16 protein-coding genes are annotated in these 18,935 nt (G+C 31.7%); 3 read left to right on the top strand and 13 right to left on the bottom strand.

All coding sequences use genetic code 11. The features are described from left to right. Window positions 1-381: 381 nt before the first annotated feature. Both F6464_RS03585 and F6464_RS03580 read left to right on the top strand, forming a co-directional pair. A complete protein-coding gene (locus F6464_RS03585) occupies window positions 382-1,686 on the top strand; it encodes an MFS transporter (RefSeq protein WP_151106387.1) in 1,305 nt (434 codons plus the stop codon). 40 nt (window positions 1,687-1,726) lie between these two features. Next, window positions 1,727-2,281 (top strand): DUF6252 family protein, encoded by a 555-nt coding sequence (locus tag F6464_RS03580; RefSeq protein ID WP_151106385.1) that lies wholly within the window; start codon window positions 1,727-1,729, stop codon window positions 2,279-2,281. 53 nt (window positions 2,282-2,334) lie between these two features. Here F6464_RS03580 and F6464_RS03575 read toward each other — a convergent pair whose 3' ends face one another. Together F6464_RS03575 and F6464_RS03570 are read right to left on the bottom strand one after the other, a co-directional pair. Next, window positions 2,335-2,754 carry a thiol-disulfide oxidoreductase DCC family protein gene (locus F6464_RS03575; RefSeq protein ID WP_394349385.1) on the bottom strand — a complete coding sequence of 140 codons (420 nt, stop codon included), beginning with the start codon at window positions 2,752-2,754 and terminating at the stop codon, window positions 2,335-2,337. Between the two features lie 6 nt (window positions 2,755-2,760). Further along, on the bottom strand, window positions 2,761-4,926 hold the full coding sequence (locus F6464_RS03570; protein WP_151106383.1) for an endonuclease MutS2: 2,166 nt from the start codon (window positions 4,924-4,926) through the stop codon (window positions 2,761-2,763). An 82-nt stretch (window positions 4,927-5,008) separates the two neighbouring features. Between F6464_RS03570 and ung the strand changes: the two genes are divergently transcribed. Continuing rightward, window positions 5,009-5,677 carry a uracil-DNA glycosylase gene (gene ung, locus F6464_RS03565; protein WP_151106381.1) on the top strand — a complete coding sequence of 223 codons (669 nt, stop codon included), beginning with the start codon at window positions 5,009-5,011 and terminating at the stop codon, window positions 5,675-5,677. 1 nt (window position 5,678) lies between these two features. Here ung and F6464_RS03560 read toward each other — a convergent pair whose 3' ends face one another. The 11 genes from F6464_RS03560 to F6464_RS03510 form a co-directional block, all read right to left on the bottom strand. Beyond that, window positions 5,679-6,611, bottom strand: a complete 933-nt coding sequence (locus F6464_RS03560; protein ID WP_151106379.1) for a transglutaminase — start codon at window positions 6,609-6,611, stop codon at window positions 5,679-5,681. A gap of 147 nt (window positions 6,612-6,758) precedes the next feature. Then, window positions 6,759-7,256 (bottom strand): GNAT family N-acetyltransferase, encoded by a 498-nt coding sequence (locus tag F6464_RS03555; RefSeq protein ID WP_225318022.1) that lies wholly within the window; start codon window positions 7,254-7,256, stop codon window positions 6,759-6,761. A gap of 66 nt (window positions 7,257-7,322) precedes the next feature. Further along, window positions 7,323-8,189 (bottom strand): nucleoside phosphorylase, encoded by an 867-nt coding sequence (locus F6464_RS03550; protein ID WP_151106375.1) that lies wholly within the window; start codon window positions 8,187-8,189, stop codon window positions 7,323-7,325. A 48-nt stretch (window positions 8,190-8,237) separates the two neighbouring features. Next, window positions 8,238-8,588, bottom strand: coding sequence for a translation initiation factor (locus tag F6464_RS03545; protein WP_151106373.1), 351 nt, complete (start codon window positions 8,586-8,588; stop codon window positions 8,238-8,240). Between the two features lie 207 nt (window positions 8,589-8,795). Further along, window positions 8,796-9,626, bottom strand: coding sequence for a protein-glutamine glutaminase family protein (locus tag F6464_RS03540; protein ID WP_151106371.1), 831 nt, complete (start codon window positions 9,624-9,626; stop codon window positions 8,796-8,798). A gap of 171 nt (window positions 9,627-9,797) precedes the next feature. Then, entirely contained in the window at window positions 9,798-10,673 is an 876-nt protein-coding gene (locus tag F6464_RS03535) for a transglutaminase family protein (protein ID WP_151106369.1), read from the bottom strand. Continuing rightward, window positions 10,663-13,248, bottom strand: a complete 2,586-nt coding sequence (locus F6464_RS03530) for a circularly permuted type 2 ATP-grasp protein (protein WP_151106367.1) — start codon at window positions 13,246-13,248, stop codon at window positions 10,663-10,665. The genes F6464_RS03535 and F6464_RS03530 overlap by 11 nt, the downstream gene beginning before the upstream one ends. Window positions 13,249-13,352: 104 nt before the next feature. Then, on the bottom strand, window positions 13,353-16,754 hold the full coding sequence (locus tag F6464_RS03525) for a transglutaminase family protein (protein WP_151106365.1): 3,402 nt from the start codon (window positions 16,752-16,754) through the stop codon (window positions 13,353-13,355). Between the two features lie 290 nt (window positions 16,755-17,044). Then, window positions 17,045-17,863: a 3-deoxy-8-phosphooctulonate synthase gene (kdsA, locus tag F6464_RS03520; protein WP_151106364.1), complete on the bottom strand. Its 819-nt coding sequence runs from the start codon at window positions 17,861-17,863 to the stop codon at window positions 17,045-17,047. A 58-nt stretch (window positions 17,864-17,921) separates the two neighbouring features. Then, window positions 17,922-18,371: a 2-dehydro-3-deoxyphosphooctonate aldolase gene (locus F6464_RS03515; RefSeq protein ID WP_151106362.1), complete on the bottom strand. Its 450-nt coding sequence runs from the start codon at window positions 18,369-18,371 to the stop codon at window positions 17,922-17,924. A 3-nt stretch (window positions 18,372-18,374) separates the two neighbouring features. Continuing rightward, window positions 18,375-18,863 carry a DUF4199 domain-containing protein gene (locus F6464_RS03510; RefSeq protein WP_151106360.1) on the bottom strand — a complete coding sequence of 163 codons (489 nt, stop codon included), beginning with the start codon at window positions 18,861-18,863 and terminating at the stop codon, window positions 18,375-18,377. Window positions 18,864-18,935 lie beyond the last annotated feature (72 nt).

Genomic DNA, 18,935 nt, shown 5'->3' with positions numbered 1-18,935 from the left:
GTATAGCTTAAAACAAGAGCTTTCAGGAATATTTTAAAATATATTTAAATTAATAAATGTTTATATTTACTAAAATCCAAAAATAGAATTTTTAAGCTATAATATCTATCACTAATAACAGTGATATTAATACTATTGTTTTATTTTTAATTTCATAAAAAAACATCCCAATATTAATTGTAAAAACAATCAATGTGAGATTTGTCTTAAATAAGAAGCAAAAATAGTCTTTTTTTTTTAGGCTAGATGTGAAAATTTCATTAAATAAATTAAAATTTGGAAGTTTGTTAAATTAGAAAAATAATGAGAAATTAAATGATGATTCAATATTTAAAATATGTATTTTCGTAGGAAAATAATTAATACTTTAAAACGATTGGTATGGCTAATTTACCTAAAGGCAGTAAGAAGTTATTAAACGCATGGGCATTTTATGATTGGGCTAATTCTGTGTACCCGCTTGTAATTTCTTCTGCAGTTTTTCCTATTTTTTATGAATCCTTATTTGCAAATAATAGTCATTATATTTCTGTTTTTGGATTGTATCTTAAAAACTCCGCATTAATCAGTTTTAGTACTGCTTTTGCATTTTTAATTGTAGCTTTTATATCTCCTTTATTATCTGGAATTTCTGATTATGTCGGGAATAAGAAATCGTTTATGCGTTTTTTTTGTTACTTAGGCGCTTTTTCTTGTATGGGTTTGTATTGGTTTGATTTAAATACTATTTATATAGGATTGTTATTTTATATTTTAGGGTTAATTGGTTTTTGGGGAAGTTTGGTGTTTTACAATTCTTATCTTCCTGATATTGCCTTTCCAGAGCAGCAAGATAAAATAAGTGCTAAAGGTTATTCATTAGGATATTTTGGGAGTGTTATTTTATTAATTGTAAATTTAGCAATGATAATGGGAGCAGACGATGCAAATAAAATAGATCAAATGCGTTATTCCTTTATTATGGTTGGAATTTGGTGGATTCTTTTTAGTCAATATTCTTTTTATTTTTTACCAAAAGGAAATGACAATTCAGAACTTAAAGTAACTAAAGCTGTTGTGTTTAATGGATTTAAAGAACTAAAAAAAGTATGGATTTCACTAGAAGATTACAAACCGTTAAAGCACTATTTATTGAGTTTTTTTGTCTACAGTATGGCAGTTCAAACGGTAATGTTAATTGCTACTTACTTTGGTGCCCAAGAAATTGCATGGCAATCTAAGAGTGAAAGTACAACAGGGTTAATTATTTGTATTTTGGTAATTCAATTGGTAGCTATTCTTGGAGCGGGTCTTACTTCAAGAGCTTCTGCTAAATTTGGAAATATTCCAACTCTTATCGTAATCAATTGCTTTTGGGTTTTACTTTGTCTAGCTGCTTATTTTATAACGTCACCTATTCATTTTTATGTTATGGCTGGATTAGTAGGTTTAGTAATGGGCGGAATTCAAGCATTATCAAGATCTACTTATTCTAAGTTATTACCCGTTACTAAGGACACAGCCTCTTTTTTTAGTTTTTATGATGTCTCTGAAAAAATAGGAATTGTAATTGGCATGTGCATTTATGGGGTAATTGACCAAATTACGGGTAGCCCTAGACTGGCAATTGTTTTTCTAGCGATTTTTTTTATAATTGGAGTAATTCTGTTGACAAGAGTTCCTAAAAAAGTTTTACTAAATCGTTAAAAAAAATTATATTTGAAAAAAAATTAAAAATTTAAGTCTCATGAGCAAAATAAAATTTTTAGCAGTAACATTTTTGTTGATTTCTTCAGTACTTTTTACTTCATGTGAAGATGAACCTATTGACCCAGCCTTTAATTCAGTTCCTGTTAATAATGGCGGTGGTGGCAATGGTGGATCAGGCAATGGTGGTGGTGAAGTTACTACTTATGCAATAAAAGTTACTAAAGATGGTGTTTCAAAACAATGGAATACAACTCAAGCAATTTATATAAAATCATTTGGATCATTAATTATTGTAGGAACGGATGGTTCTACAACATTAAATTTAAGTTTGGTAGATTTTACTGAGCCAGGTGTTTTTCCGCTTGAATTTGCTTCTACTAATTGTATATATACTGAAGGAACTGCTACTTCTGTTTATTCTTCAGATTATTCAAATTTTGAAACAAGCGAAGGAAATATAACTGTTACAGAGTTAAATCAAACAAACAAGACAGTAAAAGGAACTTTTAATTTTACAGGAAAAAATGAAGGTATGACTGTTTCTAAAGTTTTTACAAAAGGAGAATTTTTTGTAAAATATACGGAGCAATAATTTATCTGAATAATTTATTTAAGCTGTTTAAAAGAAATTTTAAACAGCTTTTTTTATAAAAATTTAGCTTTTAATTCCTCTGTAGGAATCATACAGCTACTTTTTTTGCCATACCAGCCGTAACGATTTTTGGCAATATAATCATAAAGTACATTTCTTAAACCCGTTGGAATGATTTTAAAAAAAGTTCCAAAATGAAAAAAACCACCGAGATTTTTTGCTATTTGTAAAGCCGCAGATGATTTGTAATAATAGGCAACTCCAGGTTCATATAAAATAACACTATCTATATTTTTATCCTGAATGCCAATATGATGAATAATTTTTTGACCTAATTCTGATTGTAAAGCTACAAAACGAAAAACATCTTTTTTATCGTGTTGAATAACAAATTGAACTGAAGATTCACAGAGATTGCAAACACCGTCAAAAAGTATTATTTTTTTATTCTTAGGTAATTCTGAAATTTCCATAGTCAATTATTTATTTTGAACATATTCTAAGGCTTCAACACTTACTGTAGAGGTAAAAACCCCATAATTTACAACAGCTTTGTTTTTCTCTATTTTATCAATCGTACCTATCGCTTTACCATCAAACATTCGAACTCTATCTCCAATTTTTAAAACAACTTTTGGTTTTTCAGGAACTAAGTTGGCTTTTATTTTCTTTTCTTTTTTTTCAATCCGAATAGCTTCTACTTTAACCTCAACTTCTTTTTGAATGATTTTTTCTTTTTCTTTTTTAACGATTGTTTCTTTTACGGATGCTTTACGACGTTTAGAATTGTCCATTTCTACTATTTTCAAAAATTCGGCAACCAACTCTTTTTTATTCTTATTATTGAAATATTTCTCCGAAATAACATCTACTTTTTGGCCAATATAAATTAGTTTCTGATTGCTATCATACAATTCTTGATAACTCTCTAGTTTTTCTTTGATTTTTACGTTTATGGTTTCCATTTTTCTTCCCTCTTCTCGCGCTTTCGTTTCTTCCTCTTTTAGCGTTTGCGAAGTTTTTTCCATTTTAGAACGCTCTTTTTGAAGCGTAGCAATGGTTTTATCAAATCGTACTTTGCCCACTTCAATTTTCTTTTTGGCACGATTAATTAATCCAAATGGAATTCCATTCTTTTGAGCTACTTCAAAAGTAAAAGAACTTCCTGCTTGTCCTAAAACCAATTGGTACAAAGGCTCTAGTGATTTTTCATCAAAAAGCATGTTGGCATTTGTTGCAAATGGTAATTCGTTTGCCAAAATTTTCAGGTTTGAATAATGTGTAGTTATGATTCCGAATGCTTCACGATGATAAAATTCTTCTAAGAAAATTTCAGCCAAAGCACCCCCCAATTCAGGGTCAGATCCCGTTCCGAATTCATCAATTAAGAACAATGTTTTTTTATTGCATTTCTTCAAAAAGTAGTTCATGTTTTTTAATCGGTAACTGTATGTACTTAAATGATTTTCAATAGATTGATTGTCTCCAATATCTGTTAAAATTCTATCAAATAAAAAGGTTTCACTGCGCTCGTGCACAGGAATTAGGATTCCAGATTGTAACATCAATTGCAATAAACCAACCGTTTTTAACGATATCGTTTTTCCTCCAGCATTAGGACCTGATATTACAATAATACGATTTTCTTGATGTAATTCGATGGTTTGTGGATGCGTTATTTCGTTTTTCTGTTTGTTATTCAAGTACAAAATAGGATGGAAGGCATCTCGAAAATACAATTTTCTTTCTTCTGTTATTTTAGGTAAAATTCCATTAATTCGAGTAGCGTATTTTGCTTTTGCAGCAATAACGTCTATATCACTTAAAAAATCTTGATACTGAATAATTAAAGGCAAAAAATGTCGAATGCTATTGGATAATTGTTTTAAAATTCTAGTAATTTCTTCTTTTTCTTCATATTCTAGATTACTCAACTCTCGAGAATAATTCAATGTAGTTTCGGGTTCGATATAAGCAATACTTCCCGTTTTAGAACTTCCTAATATGGAGCCTTTTACTTTTTTTCTGTACATGGCTAGAACTGCTAAAACGCGACGGTTGTGCACAAAACTTTCTTTAATGTCATCTAAATAGCCTAAGCCATTGTATTGTGCTAGAGCCATTCCAAAACTTTGATTCACTTTACCCCGAACGGTATTCATTTCTCTTCGAATGTGTTGTAAATCAGGAGAAGCATTATCCCTAATTTCACCATATTTATCAACAACCTCATCTATGAGCTTTATGATTTCTTTAGTATATGCTACTTGCGAAGCTTTCCTATTTAAGAATGGATAGTAGTCTTCAAACTTTTTAAAAAATTGTAACAAGACATTACTGGTTTCTGATATGGTAGCAATTTTTCGAAAACTTCCCACTTCCAGAAAGCTGTCTTCAATACCTAGAAATTTTATTTCATAAGAAATCGAATCAAAACCATGGTTAGGGACGGCATTGTTATTCTGAAAGGAGGAAAGGTATTCAGATGTTTGCATCAGGGCAGTCATCAGCGTTTCTTTTTCTTTATACGGAACAATTGCTGTTGCTTTTTGTTTTCCAATATCGGTATTGCATATTGAAGAAATAGTTTCTAATACGGTAGGAAATTGTAAGTCTTGAAGTGTTTTTTCTGTTATAGAGATCATGAATTTTGTATCAATGTTCAAAGTTACAAAGGTTAAAAGTCTTATTGAATGAGAATTTCATATTTTTGTAAAAAATTAAACAATGTTGATTGATATTGATGCTTCTTGGCAACCTATTTTATCGAAAGAATTTCAAAAACCGTATTTTCACAATTTGATGCAGGCTGTTGATGATGAATATAAAAAGACTATTTGTTATCCTCCGAAGGAATTGATTTTTGCAGCTTTAAAACAGTGTTCATTCGATGATTTAAAAGTCGTAATCATAGGTCAGGATCCGTATCATGGTCAAGGAGAAGCGAATGGTTTATGCTTTTCAATAAATGATTGTGTAAAAATCCCTCCATCATTGCGCAATATTTTTCGAGAATTAAACGATGATTTAGGGTTGCTATTTATGCCAACTTCGGGCAATTTAGAATCTTGGGCGAGGCAAGGAGTTTTGCTTTTAAATGCCACACTAACGGTTAAAAAAGATCTTCCAAATAGTCATAAACATTTGGCTTGGAATGTCTTTACAGATGCTGTTATTGAAATAATTTCAAAAGAGAAAACAAATATTGTTTTTTTGCTTTGGGGAAGTTTTGCTCATAAAAAGGGCTTAAAAATTGATAGAAATAAACATTTAGTTTTAGAATGTGGCCATCCATCGCCCATGAGTGCCAATCAAGGAAAATGGTTTGGGAACAAGCATTTTAGTAAAACGAATTCCTATTTAAACGCAAATAATAAACCAATAATTAATTGGTAAATTAATCTAAAGTTAAGGCGCCTAAAATTTCTTCGGACATAAATGGTCCTCCCGGATACATTGCGGTATAATCTAAATTAAGCCAAACTTGTCCACGTTCATCAATATGGTAATGAATTAATTTTCTTTTGCTTTCAGGAACAAAGAGCACTTTTTTTATTAAATAATTTATAGGTTCTAAATCGATAGAATTACCAATTAATATTTCAGGATACATATGTCCACCCGTATGAATTAATCGAGCAGTGCCGCCAATAGATTTTATGCAAGCCGCCATAAGTACTGAATGATCATCGCAATCACCTGATAAGTACAGTAACGATTCAGAAGCTGTGGCAATATAATCTCTTCCTTTTGGGTCACTTACATAATTCCATCGGCTATTTATTTCTTTAAAAACAGCAAAACATTGAATAATTGTTCTGTATTTATAATAACCGTTAACTTTTTTAAAATGCTTGGTTGTTGCCTTCAAAGCAAAGTCTCTTACTCTTCGATTGTCATATTCAATAGCATTAATAATTTTTGATTTATTAGGAAAAGGCAATAATTTAGAAAGAATTAAATCCTGTGGATTTGGGCTATCAGACATCGAATAAATCATATACCGATAATCTTCGGTTATACTGGAAAACCCATACCTTCCATAGAAACTACCAAACGCAAGAGCAATAATATAAAGCACGATACAAATAATGATAATTGTTCTTAAAACTCTTAAAATTAATTGGATAATGAGTAAAATAAATACGAATAATAAAACCCTATCAATATTAAAATACCAATTAGGATTTTTTGTATTTTGATGAACAATAATGAATATAGGGATAGCAATTAATAGGTTTAAGACAAAAATAATAACATCGTCCCAAGGTTTTTTTACCTGAAAACTTTGCTTTGCTTTTGTAATCAAATAATTTACAGTTCTAAGCATAACTAGCTAAATAGCAAAAGCGAAAGTGCTTTAACTATTGTAGCAAAAGTAACTTTTTTATAAATAATTTTAAGAATAAAGAATTGATTTTGAATTTTGTTTAACAGTTTTTACTGTTATTATTTTTTAATTGAAAAATTATAAAAACTAATTAGGGTTTTCCATATGCCACCAGCACCAAGGCACATTTTCTTTGTCTAAATAGGTTTCTAAACAATTCATGCCTATTTTTTTAAGGATATTATTAGATGCTTGGTTTTTAGAATGGGTATATGCATTCATCATTTCTATTTTCATTTCTTTAAATCCATAGTCGAGCCAAGCTTTAGAAGCTTCAGTACCATATCCCTTTCCCCAAAATTTTTGATTCAATCGGTACCCGTAATCATAAAAATTGATGTTGCCATTTTCAGGTTGCTCAGTTACAAACTTTATTCCAGTCCAACCAATAAACTCATTAGTGTCTTTTAGAACAGTTGCAAAGCGACCAATGTTGTTGGTCGCATATTGACTTTTAACATATTCTATAGTTTTGAAGCTTTCTTCAATAGTTTGTGTTGGTTTTTGCCAAAGGTATTTATGTACTTCGGGATTTTTATCCATAACAAACATAGCCTCCGCATCAGATAATTCTAAAGGCCTCATTATGAGTCTACTTGTTTCTAGTGTTAAATTCATCTAAACTATAATAAGAAAATCAAAACAGATAATTTATTCTGCTATTTTATCTAATGCATACGCTATTAATTCATCAACTGCCTTGTATGGGTCTTCACTAAAAGTTCCCGAAGCACGATTGGCGATAATGGCATTTAATGATAAACAATGGTGCCCTAGAAGTTTTCCTAATCCAAAAATAGCACTAGTTTCCATTTCAAGATTTGTAATTCTTTCATCATTAAAACTAAAATTATCCATCTTAGCATTTAATTTTTCATCTTGAATATTCAAACGCAAAACTCGCCCTTGCGGACCGTAAAATCCTCCTGCAGTTCCTGTAATTCCTTTATGTATTTTATCGCTATCCATTCTTTTTGCTAGCGTTTCAGAACAAGCAATGATATAAGGACGTCCTTTTTTTAAATCCCAATTGGTGTGTGCTATAAAAGCATTTTCCATATCTACAATAGAAATTTCATCTATTAAATAGGAGCGAAGCATGTTATCTAAACCCAATCCGTATTTTGCCATTACAAAACTATCCACAGGAATATCGGCCTGAAGTGAACCCGAAGTTCCTATTCGAATGATGTTTAATGATGTTAAGACATCTTTTGGCATTTTGGTTTTTAAATCGATATTAACCAAAGCATCCACTTCGTTCATTACAATGTCAATATTGTCAGGGCCAATTCCAGTTGACATTACCGTTATTCTTTTTCCTTTAAACATTCCAGTTTCAGTTTTAAATTCTCTTTTTTGGATAGAAAACTCAATACTGTCAAAAAAACGAGTGATTTTTTCTACTCTATTTTGATCGCCAACGAAGATGATGTCTTTTGCAATATGTTCTGGTTTTAGATTCAAATGATAGACACTTCCGTCTGGATTAAGAATCAATTCTGATGATTTTATCATGTTTTTTAAATTTTATTTTAATGTAATTAGTTGTAAAAAATAAATTTTTCAACTACCAACTCGTTTTACGTTATACCCTTCGCTCTTTAATAATTCTGTGATTTTATCTCTAAAATTACCTTGTATTATGATTTCATTATCTTTTACAGCACCGCCAACTCCACATTTGGTTTTAAGTGTTTTTCCTAGCGTTTTTAAATCTTCTTCAGTTCCTTGAAAACCTTTTATAATAGTGGCAATTTTTCCACCTCTATTTTTTTTGTCTAAATGAGCTTCTAGAAATTGCTTCTTATTTGCAACTGTTTGTTGCATATCAGAATGAGTATCAAATTCAAAATCTTTATTAGTTGAGAAGACAAATCCGCCTAAATCTTCTAAACTATTTATTTTTTTTGCCATAATAAATAAACAAAATGCTATTCTTTTTAATTTATAAGTTGATTTTTAAACATATTTGTAAACAAATTTAATTAAATTATTATTAATGATGCAGAAAAGTATATTTCATTTTTATTATTTAGTGAAAAACGAATCAAAAATAGGCATAATTATTTCTTCATTTTTTAATAAATAAAGATTATTATAGTTGAATTTAAATACAGTTATTTATTTACTTTGTAAATCTTGAAGTTTCCATTTCCATTTTTCCAATTCAATTTCATAGAACGTTCTATATTTTTCAATTACAACAAAATGTTTCTTTTGAAACTCTTCTGTCATTTCATAATTCCACATATTGTCACGAAATACGGTTTCAAAATTGAAAACATTACCTGCTAAATCTCGATAATCATTTAGTAACTCACTTTTTGAATTTAAAATTGGTTCTATTTCGGTATGATAAAATTGAATTGCTGTTGCATTAATAGCAATTCCTTTTTCTAACCAATGATTGTCTTTACTGTCTTCTTCGTATTTAAAAAAATCAGTTATCAGTTTGTCAGAAAACCATTCAGGTAATACTACATTCGGTTTAACATAACATTCATTATTTTCTTGATAAAATTGATTTTGAGAATTGGATACTAGGGTAGAGTTAAACAAGTACCATTCGGAATCCATTATTAGATAAATAAGTTTACGTGTTTTTAGTTTGGCAAGCCATTCTCTGTAATGTACCATTCGGTTAGGAAACAAACCTAGGTCGAGTACCATTTTTTGAATTTTATTGCCAATTTCAACATGCAATACCGAAGCGACATGATATCCCCAATCAATTTTGCCATTTGGAGATAATTTTTTTTTATCAGTAAACGAAATTAGTTTTGTACTTGAATTTGAATAGACACCGGGAGTAAACGCCCAAATTTTAGAAGTTGAAATTTTTTTAGATTCAAAATACAAACCTATAAAATGAGAAAGGTTATGACAATTTGCTTGTTGATACCCAAAGGGCAATTCTAATGTCAAGATTTCTTGAAATAACAAGTCAGCCATATTTTGATCTACAACGGTGGCTTTTCCGTCTGATAATAGAGGATGTTTAGAGCGAATGGGATACTAGTTTTAGGAGAATTTATAAAGCCAATACTTGTTTAACAAAAATGGATTGCAAAAGTACACTTTTTAAGAGAATTTGTTTGCCAATTAAGACATAAATATAAGGAATTATTCATCAAAAAATGGAATTACATCGACCTCTACTTTTACTTTATGTTCTCCTGAACTAAAAATAATCCCTTTAAGAGGAGAGACATCTGCAAAATCTCTACCGTAAGCAGTTATTATATGTCTTTGTTGTGGAATCATATTATTAGTAGGATCAAATTCGCACCAACCCATTTCAGGAATGTAAACTGATATCCAAGCGTGTGAAGCATCAGATCCTTGCAATTTTGGTTTGTCTTTTGGGGGCAAAGTTTCTATGTAACCACTAACGTATTTTGCCGCAAAACCCATACTTCGAATACAGGCTATAGCCAAGTGAGAAAAATCTTGACAAACTCCTTTTTTCTCTTTAAGTACTGTTTTTAAAGGAGTGTTAATAGTTGTAAATCCGGACTTAAATTGAAATTCTGTAAATATTTTTTTTGATAATTGTTCAACACTTTCGTATAATGATGCTGAAGGGGAGAAGCAAGTCTGAGCAAAATTTATTATTTCTTCATCCCAAACAATGAATTGACTTGGTAATTGATATTGTAAAAGTTCCAGTTTTAAAGCATGTTTTGAACTAAATAATATTTTCGAATCTTGACAAGTAATGTAATTTATAGGCTGTATTTTTTTTGGGAAGTTTTCTATTTCGCTGTACACTACAACTTTCAGGATTTTATGTGGTTCATGAATAGAGAAATAATGTTGAGTGTTGCCAAAATAATCAACTCTAGAATAAATTTTTGATGGAGTGGGTTCGATGTCTATTTTAAAATCACGACATATTTGATTGGGTAATGTTAGAGGTTGCAAACAAAGTACACTCTGATAATTATGTACAGGATTTACATAAGTATATATCGTTTGATGTCTTAACTTATATTTCATCAGAATTTATTTTTTCTATTGTATCTAAAAAGGAATGTTGCATCATAGAATGATTAAAATATTGACTGGTAAGATTACTTGTAGCAGTAGAAATCAATTCGAAAACTTGGTCTAGCGTTTTGTCAAATTCAGCACGAAAATTCGTTTCTTCATCGGCTATTACCAATCGTTCTGCATCGATCAATTGAATTATTGTACTGGCTTCTAAAACTGTTTTTTCAGCTATACTCAATCGGTTAGGATCAATCGTTTTTGGTAATTTAGACAAACAATTCGATAATGTGTCTAATAAATACGAAAAGGTGTAAGGCAAGTTTTTCTCTAAGAAAATCATATTTATTACCGTTATTAAACTCAAATGCGATTTGTAAATGCTTCTGTATTGCGCCAGTAAATGATGATTTTCTAAAACAGCTTCCATTAAAACACTTTCAACTTCATCGTTGTTTTTGTAGTTAAAAGTTGAGCGTAAAACAGAAATTAAAGATAAAATTCTTTCAATATTTTTTCCAGCTTCTAATAAATAGAACCCATTATCTCTTGGGAGTGTTTCGTATATATTTCCGTAAAAAGAAAAAAGCCGAATATATAATTTATCTAAACTGTGATCAAACTCGCTAATGTTTCTTGAATGTGATTTTTTTAAATAAAAGAGACTGTCTTCTAATAAATTGATTATTCTACGATTGTCATGATTCCATTTTTCACTTACTTGGTTAATAGTATTGAGTAAGGATTGAAGATTATAAGTAAGGGAACCAGGTTTTTTAAAATCTTTGATTAATAGTACTAATTCAGGAATTGGATTTTCAAAAATAGAATCATCGATTTCTTCGTCTTCTGTAATTTTTCCAACAAAACCTGGATAGGTTTGCGTTAGATGGGTAAGCGATTTGAGCAAGACAACTAAAAAGTCTGGCTGTTTGTTGCCTTTGCGATTTACATTTTCATTAAGACGATTGAGAATAATTTTTAAGAAACATCGCAATGCCATAGTACGTTCGCATAACCTTCCCAACCAAAAAAGATTTTCAGCGTTGCGACTAGTTAAGGAATTTGTATGTTGATTTGTAGTGTTTTTTCTAACAACCAAACGTTTATTATCTTTAGGAGCATCAGTAATTATCCAAGTATCTTTTGATAGCCCACCGAATTGATTAGAAATCTCGAACTTATCTTTTATTGCCGAACTTCTTGTTAATCCGCCCTGCATAACCTTATAATCATCTTTTCCGTCAGAAACTAGAAAGGCTCTCATTGCAGCAAATCTAGGAACTATTTTTCCATCAATAAGTGAAGGAGTTGTAGAAAGACTAACTTCTTCCTGTGCTACATAATCTTTAGGACTCTTTAATATTAAATTTTTTAAATCTATTAATTCTTCAAAAGTTAATAATCTGCCATAAATAGATCTAAAACCTTGTTTGCGATTGGTTCGCTTTATAATTAATTTGGGTAAATTATTTAAAACATACTCTAATTCTTTGTCTTGGCCACACCACCACGTTGCTACTGAACTGATTAATAAAGGTTCGTTAAGTAAAAATTTGCACGCATTTTGCATGAATGCCATTAACCCATAATTTTCTAAAACACTAGTTCCTGGCGGATTTAAAACGGTAACATTTCCCAAACGTATTACTTGAAGCAAACCAGGTACACCAAGTAGCGAAGTTTTTATTAATTCTAAAGGATCACACCATTCATCATCAACTCTTCTAATAATAACATCAACTCGTTCTAATTGATCTATAGATTTTAGCCAAACATAACCATCTCTAACCAATAAATCATTTCCTTGAACAAGAGTATATCCTAGATAAGAAGACAAGTAAACGTGCTCAAAATAGGTTTCATTTCCTGGCCCTGGCGTTAAGAAAACAACATTTGGATTTTCGTTGTTTACAGAGCCTAAAGAGTCAACAGTTTCTTGTAAATGATTGAAATAAGGGGAAAGTTTACTCCTGAAAATATTTTTGTTAAGCTCAGGAAACACCTTACTCATTACAATTCTATTTTCTAAAGCATAACCTGAACCAGAAGGCGATTGAATACGATTGTCTAATAACCACATTTTACCATCAGGACCTCTGGCTAAATCACAAGCATACAAGAGCAACTGGTGATGTTGATTTTGTTTGATATCAAAACAAGGCAATAGAAAACCAGAATTATCAAAAACCAATTCTGCTGGAATTATTCCATTTTTAATTAAAAGTTGAGGACCATAAAGGTCTTTCAGAATTAAATCTAATAAATGAGCTCTTTGTTTTATTCCTTTTTCAATAGTCTCCCATTCTGATTGATGAATAAGAAACGGGATAGGATCTAATTTCCAAGGCCGATTCATTCCATTAGCAGAATTATAGACATTATAGGTTACACCATTCTCTTTTAACTTTTTTATAATTTCGTGATTCAGTACTTCTAATTTTTCCATACCTATTGATTCTAGGGTATCGAAAAGATTTTTCCAATAGATTTTTACATTGCCGTTTTGGTCTATTACTTCATCATATGAATTGATGGCTTCTTTGTAAGAATTTAAAAGCCCCAACGAAATATCTTGAATCATATCTGTTTTTTCTATGATTTACATTCTTTATAATTCCTGCAAAATACTAGTTTTATTGTAAAACGACAAGAAATTATACTTATTTGAATGCTCTAATCATTTTATTATTTTTTTGCTACCCAATAATGTCTCAAATCTAAAGTACTCGGATACTCAGGATTTATCAATTCTATAGGAGTTTCTGGTTTAAGGTCTGATTTATTTTCAGCGACAAATCGTGAGGCTGTCGGCGAATTAATTATTGGCGCAGTTTGTTCAACTGTGCTTGATGGTGTATGTCCAAAATCCCAGAAACGACTTATTTTTCTAGATTCTGCTTCGTAGCTGTTTACGGGATAGGTTTCAAAACTTCTTCCGCCAGGATGTGATACAAAATAGGTGCAACCGCCAATGACGCGATCGTTCCAAGTATCAACAATATCAAAAACCAATGGCACATCAACACCAATATTAGGATGCAAAGCCGATGGTGGATTCCAAGCTTTATAGCGAATCCCTGCAACATATTCTCCTTTTGTACCGGTACTTCTCAGTGGAATTCGACAACCTTTGCAAAGTAAAATATGGCGATCAGGAATGATACCTGAAACCTTTACTTGCAACCTTTCTAAAGAAGAGTCTACAAAGCGAGCAGTTCCTGAATTGGATAATTCTTCGCCTAAAACATGCCATGGTTCTATTCCCAAACGTATTTCTAGTTGGATATTATCAACCGTAATTCCGCCATGATGTGGAAATCTAAATTCAAAAAAGGGATCAAACCAAGAAATATCAAAGTCGTAACCGGCCTCTTTTAAATCATTAACAACATCAATCATATCCAAATAGGCGAAGTGTGGTAATAAAAATTTATCGTGAAGTTCTGTTCCCCATCGCACCAGTTTTTTCTTATACGGATTTTTCCAAAATTTAGCGACCAAAGATCTCACCAATAAAGTCTGTACTAAATTCATGTGTTTGTGAGGAGGCATATCAAAAGCTCTAAGTTCTAATATCCCAAGTCTTCCGGTAGAAGAATCTGGAGAGTACAATTTATCAATGCAAAACTCGGTTCGGTGTGTATTTCCTGTTATATCTACCAATAAATTTCTAAAAATTCTGTCAACCATCCAAAAAGGAACTTCCTCATCGTCAGGTATTTGTTCAAAAGCAATTTCCATTTCATAAAGACGTTCATCACGACCTTCATCAATTCTCGGAGCTTGACTTGTAGGCCCAATAAAAGGACCAGCAAATAGATAACTCAAAACTGGGTGATGTTGCCAATAGGTAATTAAGCTTCGGAGCAAATCAGGTCTTCTAAGAAGCGGGCTGTCTTCGGGTTTTGCAGCGCCAAGGGTAACGTGATTGCCTCCGCCAGTTCCTGTGTGACGGCCATCGACCATATATTTATCCGTACCTAAACGAGATAAAAAAGCCTCTTCGTAAAGTGCTGTTGTATTATCAACAATTTCTTGCCATGATTTTGCGGGATGCACGTTTACCTCAATTACACCAGGATCTGGCGTAACCATCATTTTTTCAATGCGGTAATCGGTTTCTGGTTGGTAGCCTTCAATTCTAACTGGCATTTGTAATTTTTCGGCAGTAGTTTCTACCGAAGCAATCAAGTCCAAATAGGTTTCTAAATAATCCGTTGGAGGAAGAAAAACATAAATGATACCGTCCCGTTCTTCTACACATAATGCAGTTGAAAATGTCTCTGTTTCGAACAGTAAAGATTCATTTTCTTCGACTTCATCTTCCGCTAGTTTTCGCTTTGGAGCTTTATAAGTTTCAGCTGTTGTCCCGTAACGTTCATCAAGTGATTGATAGTAATTTCCTAAAGGAGGTAATTCTTCAAACAAACTTCGCTCAATGGGTTGTTCTCTTTTAAGTTTTGAAACTTTAGGCAACGATTCTAATGGCAATCGTAAACCTATTGGAGAATTACCTGGAATGAGATAGCATTGTTGTCTTCTAAATTCCCAAACACAACCTACCCAAGTATTTGATTCGTGCAGCCATTTGATAGGAACGACAAATCCAGCAGGATTATTCAAGCCTTTTTCTAATAGTTTTGCTAAAGTATGACGCTGAACAGAATCTTTTAGGTTTACAGACAAAGGATCAAGATTTACAGGAAGCTTTCCTTCTTCTAATGCCCAATAAATAGGGTCTTCATAAGTAGGCGTGATGTTAGTAACCGATATACCTAAATATTTTGTTAGCTCAATTGCAAAGCGTTCTGCATCGTGAAAAGTAAACTTAGTTTGTTCTTCTTTGGCTACCAAATCATCATTTTTCCATAAAGGTAATCCATCTTTTCTCCAGTAAAGTGCATATTGCCAACGAGGAAATAATTCACCTGGATACCATTTTCCTTGCCCAAAGTGTAATAAACCACCATGAGCAAAACGTTTTTTTAAACGTAATGCTAAATCATAGGCTAATTTCCTTTTTAAAGGTCCATCAGCGGTGGAATTCCATTCGGGTGATTCAAAATCATCAATAGAAACAAAGGTGGGTTCGCCACCCATAGTAAGTCTTACATCACCTTCAATCAAATCTTTTTCTACATCATTACCTACTTTCATCACCTTACTCCATTGTTCTTCGGTGTAGGGTTTGGTTACTCTAGGATTTTCATGGATTCGGAATACACTATTATCAAATTCAAACTCCACATTACAAATTTCTGTAGCTCCAGTTACAGGTGCTGCGCTTTCGTAGTCGGGGGTACAACATAAAGGTATATGCCCTTCGCCAGCAAAAAGGCCAGATGTAGGATCAAGTCCAATCCAGCCCGCTCCAGGCAAATAGACTTCTACCCATGCATGCAAATCGGTAAAGTCTTTTTCAGGTCCAGAAGGACCATCAAGCGATTTTATATCTGGGGTAAGTTGTACTAAATAGCCAGAAACAAAACGTGCTGCCAATCCTAGGCTTCGAAGGACTTGTACCAATAACCAAGCAAAATCTCGACAAGAGCCACTTTTAATAGTCATGGTTTCTTCGCAACTTTGTACTCCAACTTCCAATCGAATATTATAATTTAATAAATTGAATATTTGCTGATTGGCATGCACTAGAAAATCGACCGTGATGAGGTCTTTTTGTAATGCCAAATGCGAAATAAACTTTGACATTTCTTCTCCAGTTTCTTTGACTTCCAAATAGGGAGACAACTCTTTCTCAAGATTTTTATCATATTTAAATGGAAATTTTTCAGCATATTCTTCTACAAAAAAATCGAAAGGATTTATCACCTGTAATTTGGCAATAACTTCAACTTCTACTCTTAACTCTGTGGTCAATTCATTAAAAACAACTCTTGCTTGGTAATTACCAAAAGGGTCTTGTTGCCAATTGATAAAGTGGTTTTCAGGATAAATTTTGAAAGTATACCCTTCAATCGATGTTCGGGAATGAGATGTAGGTCGGAGCTTGAAAATATGAGGAAATAGCTTTACACTTCGGTCAAATTTGTAAGCTGTTTTGTGTGAAATGGCTATTTTGATGGACATGTTTTTTTATTTAAATCATTTATACAAATATTATAAAAAAAACATTATTTTTCGGTTCATATTGATAAAAATCTATCAAATTTTAAAAAATTGACCTATTATTATTGACTATATTGTTTTTTTATGTAAATAATGCAAAATTCGTTTTAATTCATTTGTTAAATGATTATTGTAATAGCCTTTATTATTTTTACTTGTTTTTCCTGAATAGCACGATGGGTCATTTAATAAAAAAGCGTCTCAACAAATAATGGTTAAGACGCTTTATAAAATGTAGTGGGAAAAATAATTTAAAATTGATTTATAGTTTGTCTAATTGCTACTAATTTTGTCATTAATCCTTCAAAAAGATCTAAATGAAGCATATTTGCTCCATCACTTTTAGCATTTGCAGGATCGAAATGGGTTTCTATAAATATTCCATCGACACCAACAGCTATTCCAGCTTTTGCTACAGTTTCAATCATATCAGGTCTTCCGCCAGTAACTCCAGCCATTTGATTGGGTTGTTGTAAAGAATGTGTAACGTCGAGCACTGTAGTGGCAAAGTGTTGCAAGGTTGGAATTCCTCTAAAATCAACAATCATATCTTGATAGCCAAACATGGTTCCTCTATCGGTAACCATTACGTTTTGATTGTTACAATCCAATACTTTTTGTACGGCATGCTTCATACTTTCGGGACTCATAAATTGCCCTTTTTTTAGGTTAACTACCTTACCAGTATTGGCTGCAGCCACAACTAAATCGGTTTGACGAACTAGAAAAGCTGGAATTTGCAATACATCAACATAAGCAGCTGCCATGACGGCATCTTCATTAGTATGAATATCTGTTACGGTTGGCACTCCAAAGGTTTCAGAAACTTTTCTAAGAATTTTTAAAGCTTTTTCATCACCAATTCCTGAAAAACTGTCAATTCTGGAACGATTTGCTTTTTTAAATGACCCTTTAAAAACGTACGGAATTTTTAGTGTATCTGTAATTGTAACTAATTTTTCGGCAATTCGCATAGCCATTTCTTCACCTTCGATAGCACAAGGGCCCGATAAAAGAAAAAAATTACCGCTATTAAGATGTTTTATTTGTGGGATATGTTGTAAGTTCATAGTGATTTTTTTGTTAAATCAAAGGTAATTAGGAATTCTGAATTTCTAGTTACGAAAGCTATTTATTTAGACTCAAACCCACAGGAATCAATAAAGCTCCCTTTTCATAAATGTTGAAATATAGTCTTAGTGGTTTTTTTTGTCCTTCCCAAGTTATTTCGTAAACATCAAGTAACCCAACACCCATTTCGCTTTTTTTGGTTGGAAAAGGGCAACAACTCTCTATTTTTTCGAATTTAATTTTTTCGCCATTAGGACCAGCCAAAGCATTTAAAAATCGTTCTTGATTGATAACTTCATTTTTAGTGTTTCCATAAAATACATTTATAGGATAATCTTTGTCATATCCGTATTTTTTGTCTTTACTATATGCTGTTATTACAAAAGTATTTTTGGCTGTTAGTTTAGGAATAGGTGCTGAGTCGTCAATATTTTTTAAAGTCGATTTTGTGCTTACACAAGAACTTAAAGCACCTGCAAGTAGTATAATAAAATGTTTTACTTTCATTTTTTATGTTTTATTATTTTTAGTTTTTAGAAAAAATGCTACAATTGCTGAAGTAAACACGCCCATAGACAATCCTCCAAAAACACCTTGCAGTATATAGTTTTTTAAACTAAAATAGGCTTCTGCTTGCTCTTGAGTTTGCACTTTATTTTCAACAGCATACTGGATAATATTTGTGAAAAACTGTGGAGAGATTAGGGTAAAAGTAATATATTGTACCATTGGACTCAAAATACTAATAACAATTGATAAAATTGTACCAGATAAAAAACCTTGTCTCCAAGTCATATTTCCATTAAAAATGGATTGTTTTTTCTCTTTTAATGCCAGAAAATATACAGCAATTGCAATTACAGCAAATACATTAGTGTAAATTACTTGCTTACTAATGTATTTGTCATGAAGCCCAACAGCATTTTCTACAATCATCCATACAAGAGTAGCGATACTAAAAAGGAGCCCCCATTTTATTTCTATGCCTATTTTTTTCATCTAATACATTTTAAAATTTCTTTTCAAAAATACTAGTTTATTTCAAATTCTAAATATTTAGCTTCTAAAATC

Source organism: Flavobacterium luteum (assembly GCF_008806775.1).
Taxonomy (GTDB): Bacteria; Bacteroidota; Bacteroidia; order Flavobacteriales; family Flavobacteriaceae; genus Flavobacterium; species Flavobacterium luteum.
Note: the sequence above shows the minus strand (reverse complement) of the source record. Positions and strands in the feature narration are given on the sequence as shown.

Excerpts from the sequence above, each read along its gene's own strand:
- F6464_RS03585 (WP_151106387.1), top strand. The coding sequence starts at position 382 with ATGGCTAATTTACCTAAAGGCAGTAAGAAGTTATTAAACGCATGGGCA.
- F6464_RS03580 (WP_151106385.1), top strand. The coding sequence starts at position 1,727 with ATGAGCAAAATAAAATTTTTAGCAGTAACATTTTTGTTGATTTCTTCA.
- F6464_RS03575 (WP_394349385.1), bottom strand. The coding sequence starts at position 2,754 with ATGGAAATTTCAGAATTACCTAAGAATAAAAAAATAATACTTTTTGAC.
- F6464_RS03570 (WP_151106383.1), bottom strand. The coding sequence starts at position 4,926 with ATGATCTCTATAACAGAAAAAACACTTCAAGACTTACAATTTCCTACC.
- ung (WP_151106381.1), top strand. The coding sequence starts at position 5,009 with ATGTTGATTGATATTGATGCTTCTTGGCAACCTATTTTATCGAAAGAA.
- F6464_RS03560 (WP_151106379.1), bottom strand. The coding sequence starts at position 6,611 with ATGCTTAGAACTGTAAATTATTTGATTACAAAAGCAAAGCAAAGTTTT.
- F6464_RS03555 (WP_225318022.1), bottom strand. The coding sequence starts at position 7,256 with ATGAGGCCTTTAGAATTATCTGATGCGGAGGCTATGTTTGTTATGGAT.
- F6464_RS03550 (WP_151106375.1), bottom strand. The coding sequence starts at position 8,189 with ATGATAAAATCATCAGAATTGATTCTTAATCCAGACGGAAGTGTCTAT.
- F6464_RS03545 (WP_151106373.1), bottom strand. The coding sequence starts at position 8,588 with ATGGCAAAAAAAATAAATAGTTTAGAAGATTTAGGCGGATTTGTCTTC.
- F6464_RS03540 (WP_151106371.1), bottom strand. The coding sequence starts at position 9,626 with ATGGCTGACTTGTTATTTCAAGAAATCTTGACATTAGAATTGCCCTTT.
- F6464_RS03535 (WP_151106369.1), bottom strand. The coding sequence starts at position 10,673 with ATGAAATATAAGTTAAGACATCAAACGATATATACTTATGTAAATCCT.
- F6464_RS03530 (WP_151106367.1), bottom strand. The coding sequence starts at position 13,248 with ATGATTCAAGATATTTCGTTGGGGCTTTTAAATTCTTACAAAGAAGCC.
- F6464_RS03525 (WP_151106365.1), bottom strand. The coding sequence starts at position 16,754 with ATGTCCATCAAAATAGCCATTTCACACAAAACAGCTTACAAATTTGAC.
- kdsA (WP_151106364.1), bottom strand. The coding sequence starts at position 17,863 with ATGAACTTACAACATATCCCACAAATAAAACATCTTAATAGCGGTAAT.
- F6464_RS03515 (WP_151106362.1), bottom strand. The coding sequence starts at position 18,371 with ATGAAAGTAAAACATTTTATTATACTACTTGCAGGTGCTTTAAGTTCT.
- F6464_RS03510 (WP_151106360.1), bottom strand. The coding sequence starts at position 18,863 with ATGAAAAAAATAGGCATAGAAATAAAATGGGGGCTCCTTTTTAGTATC.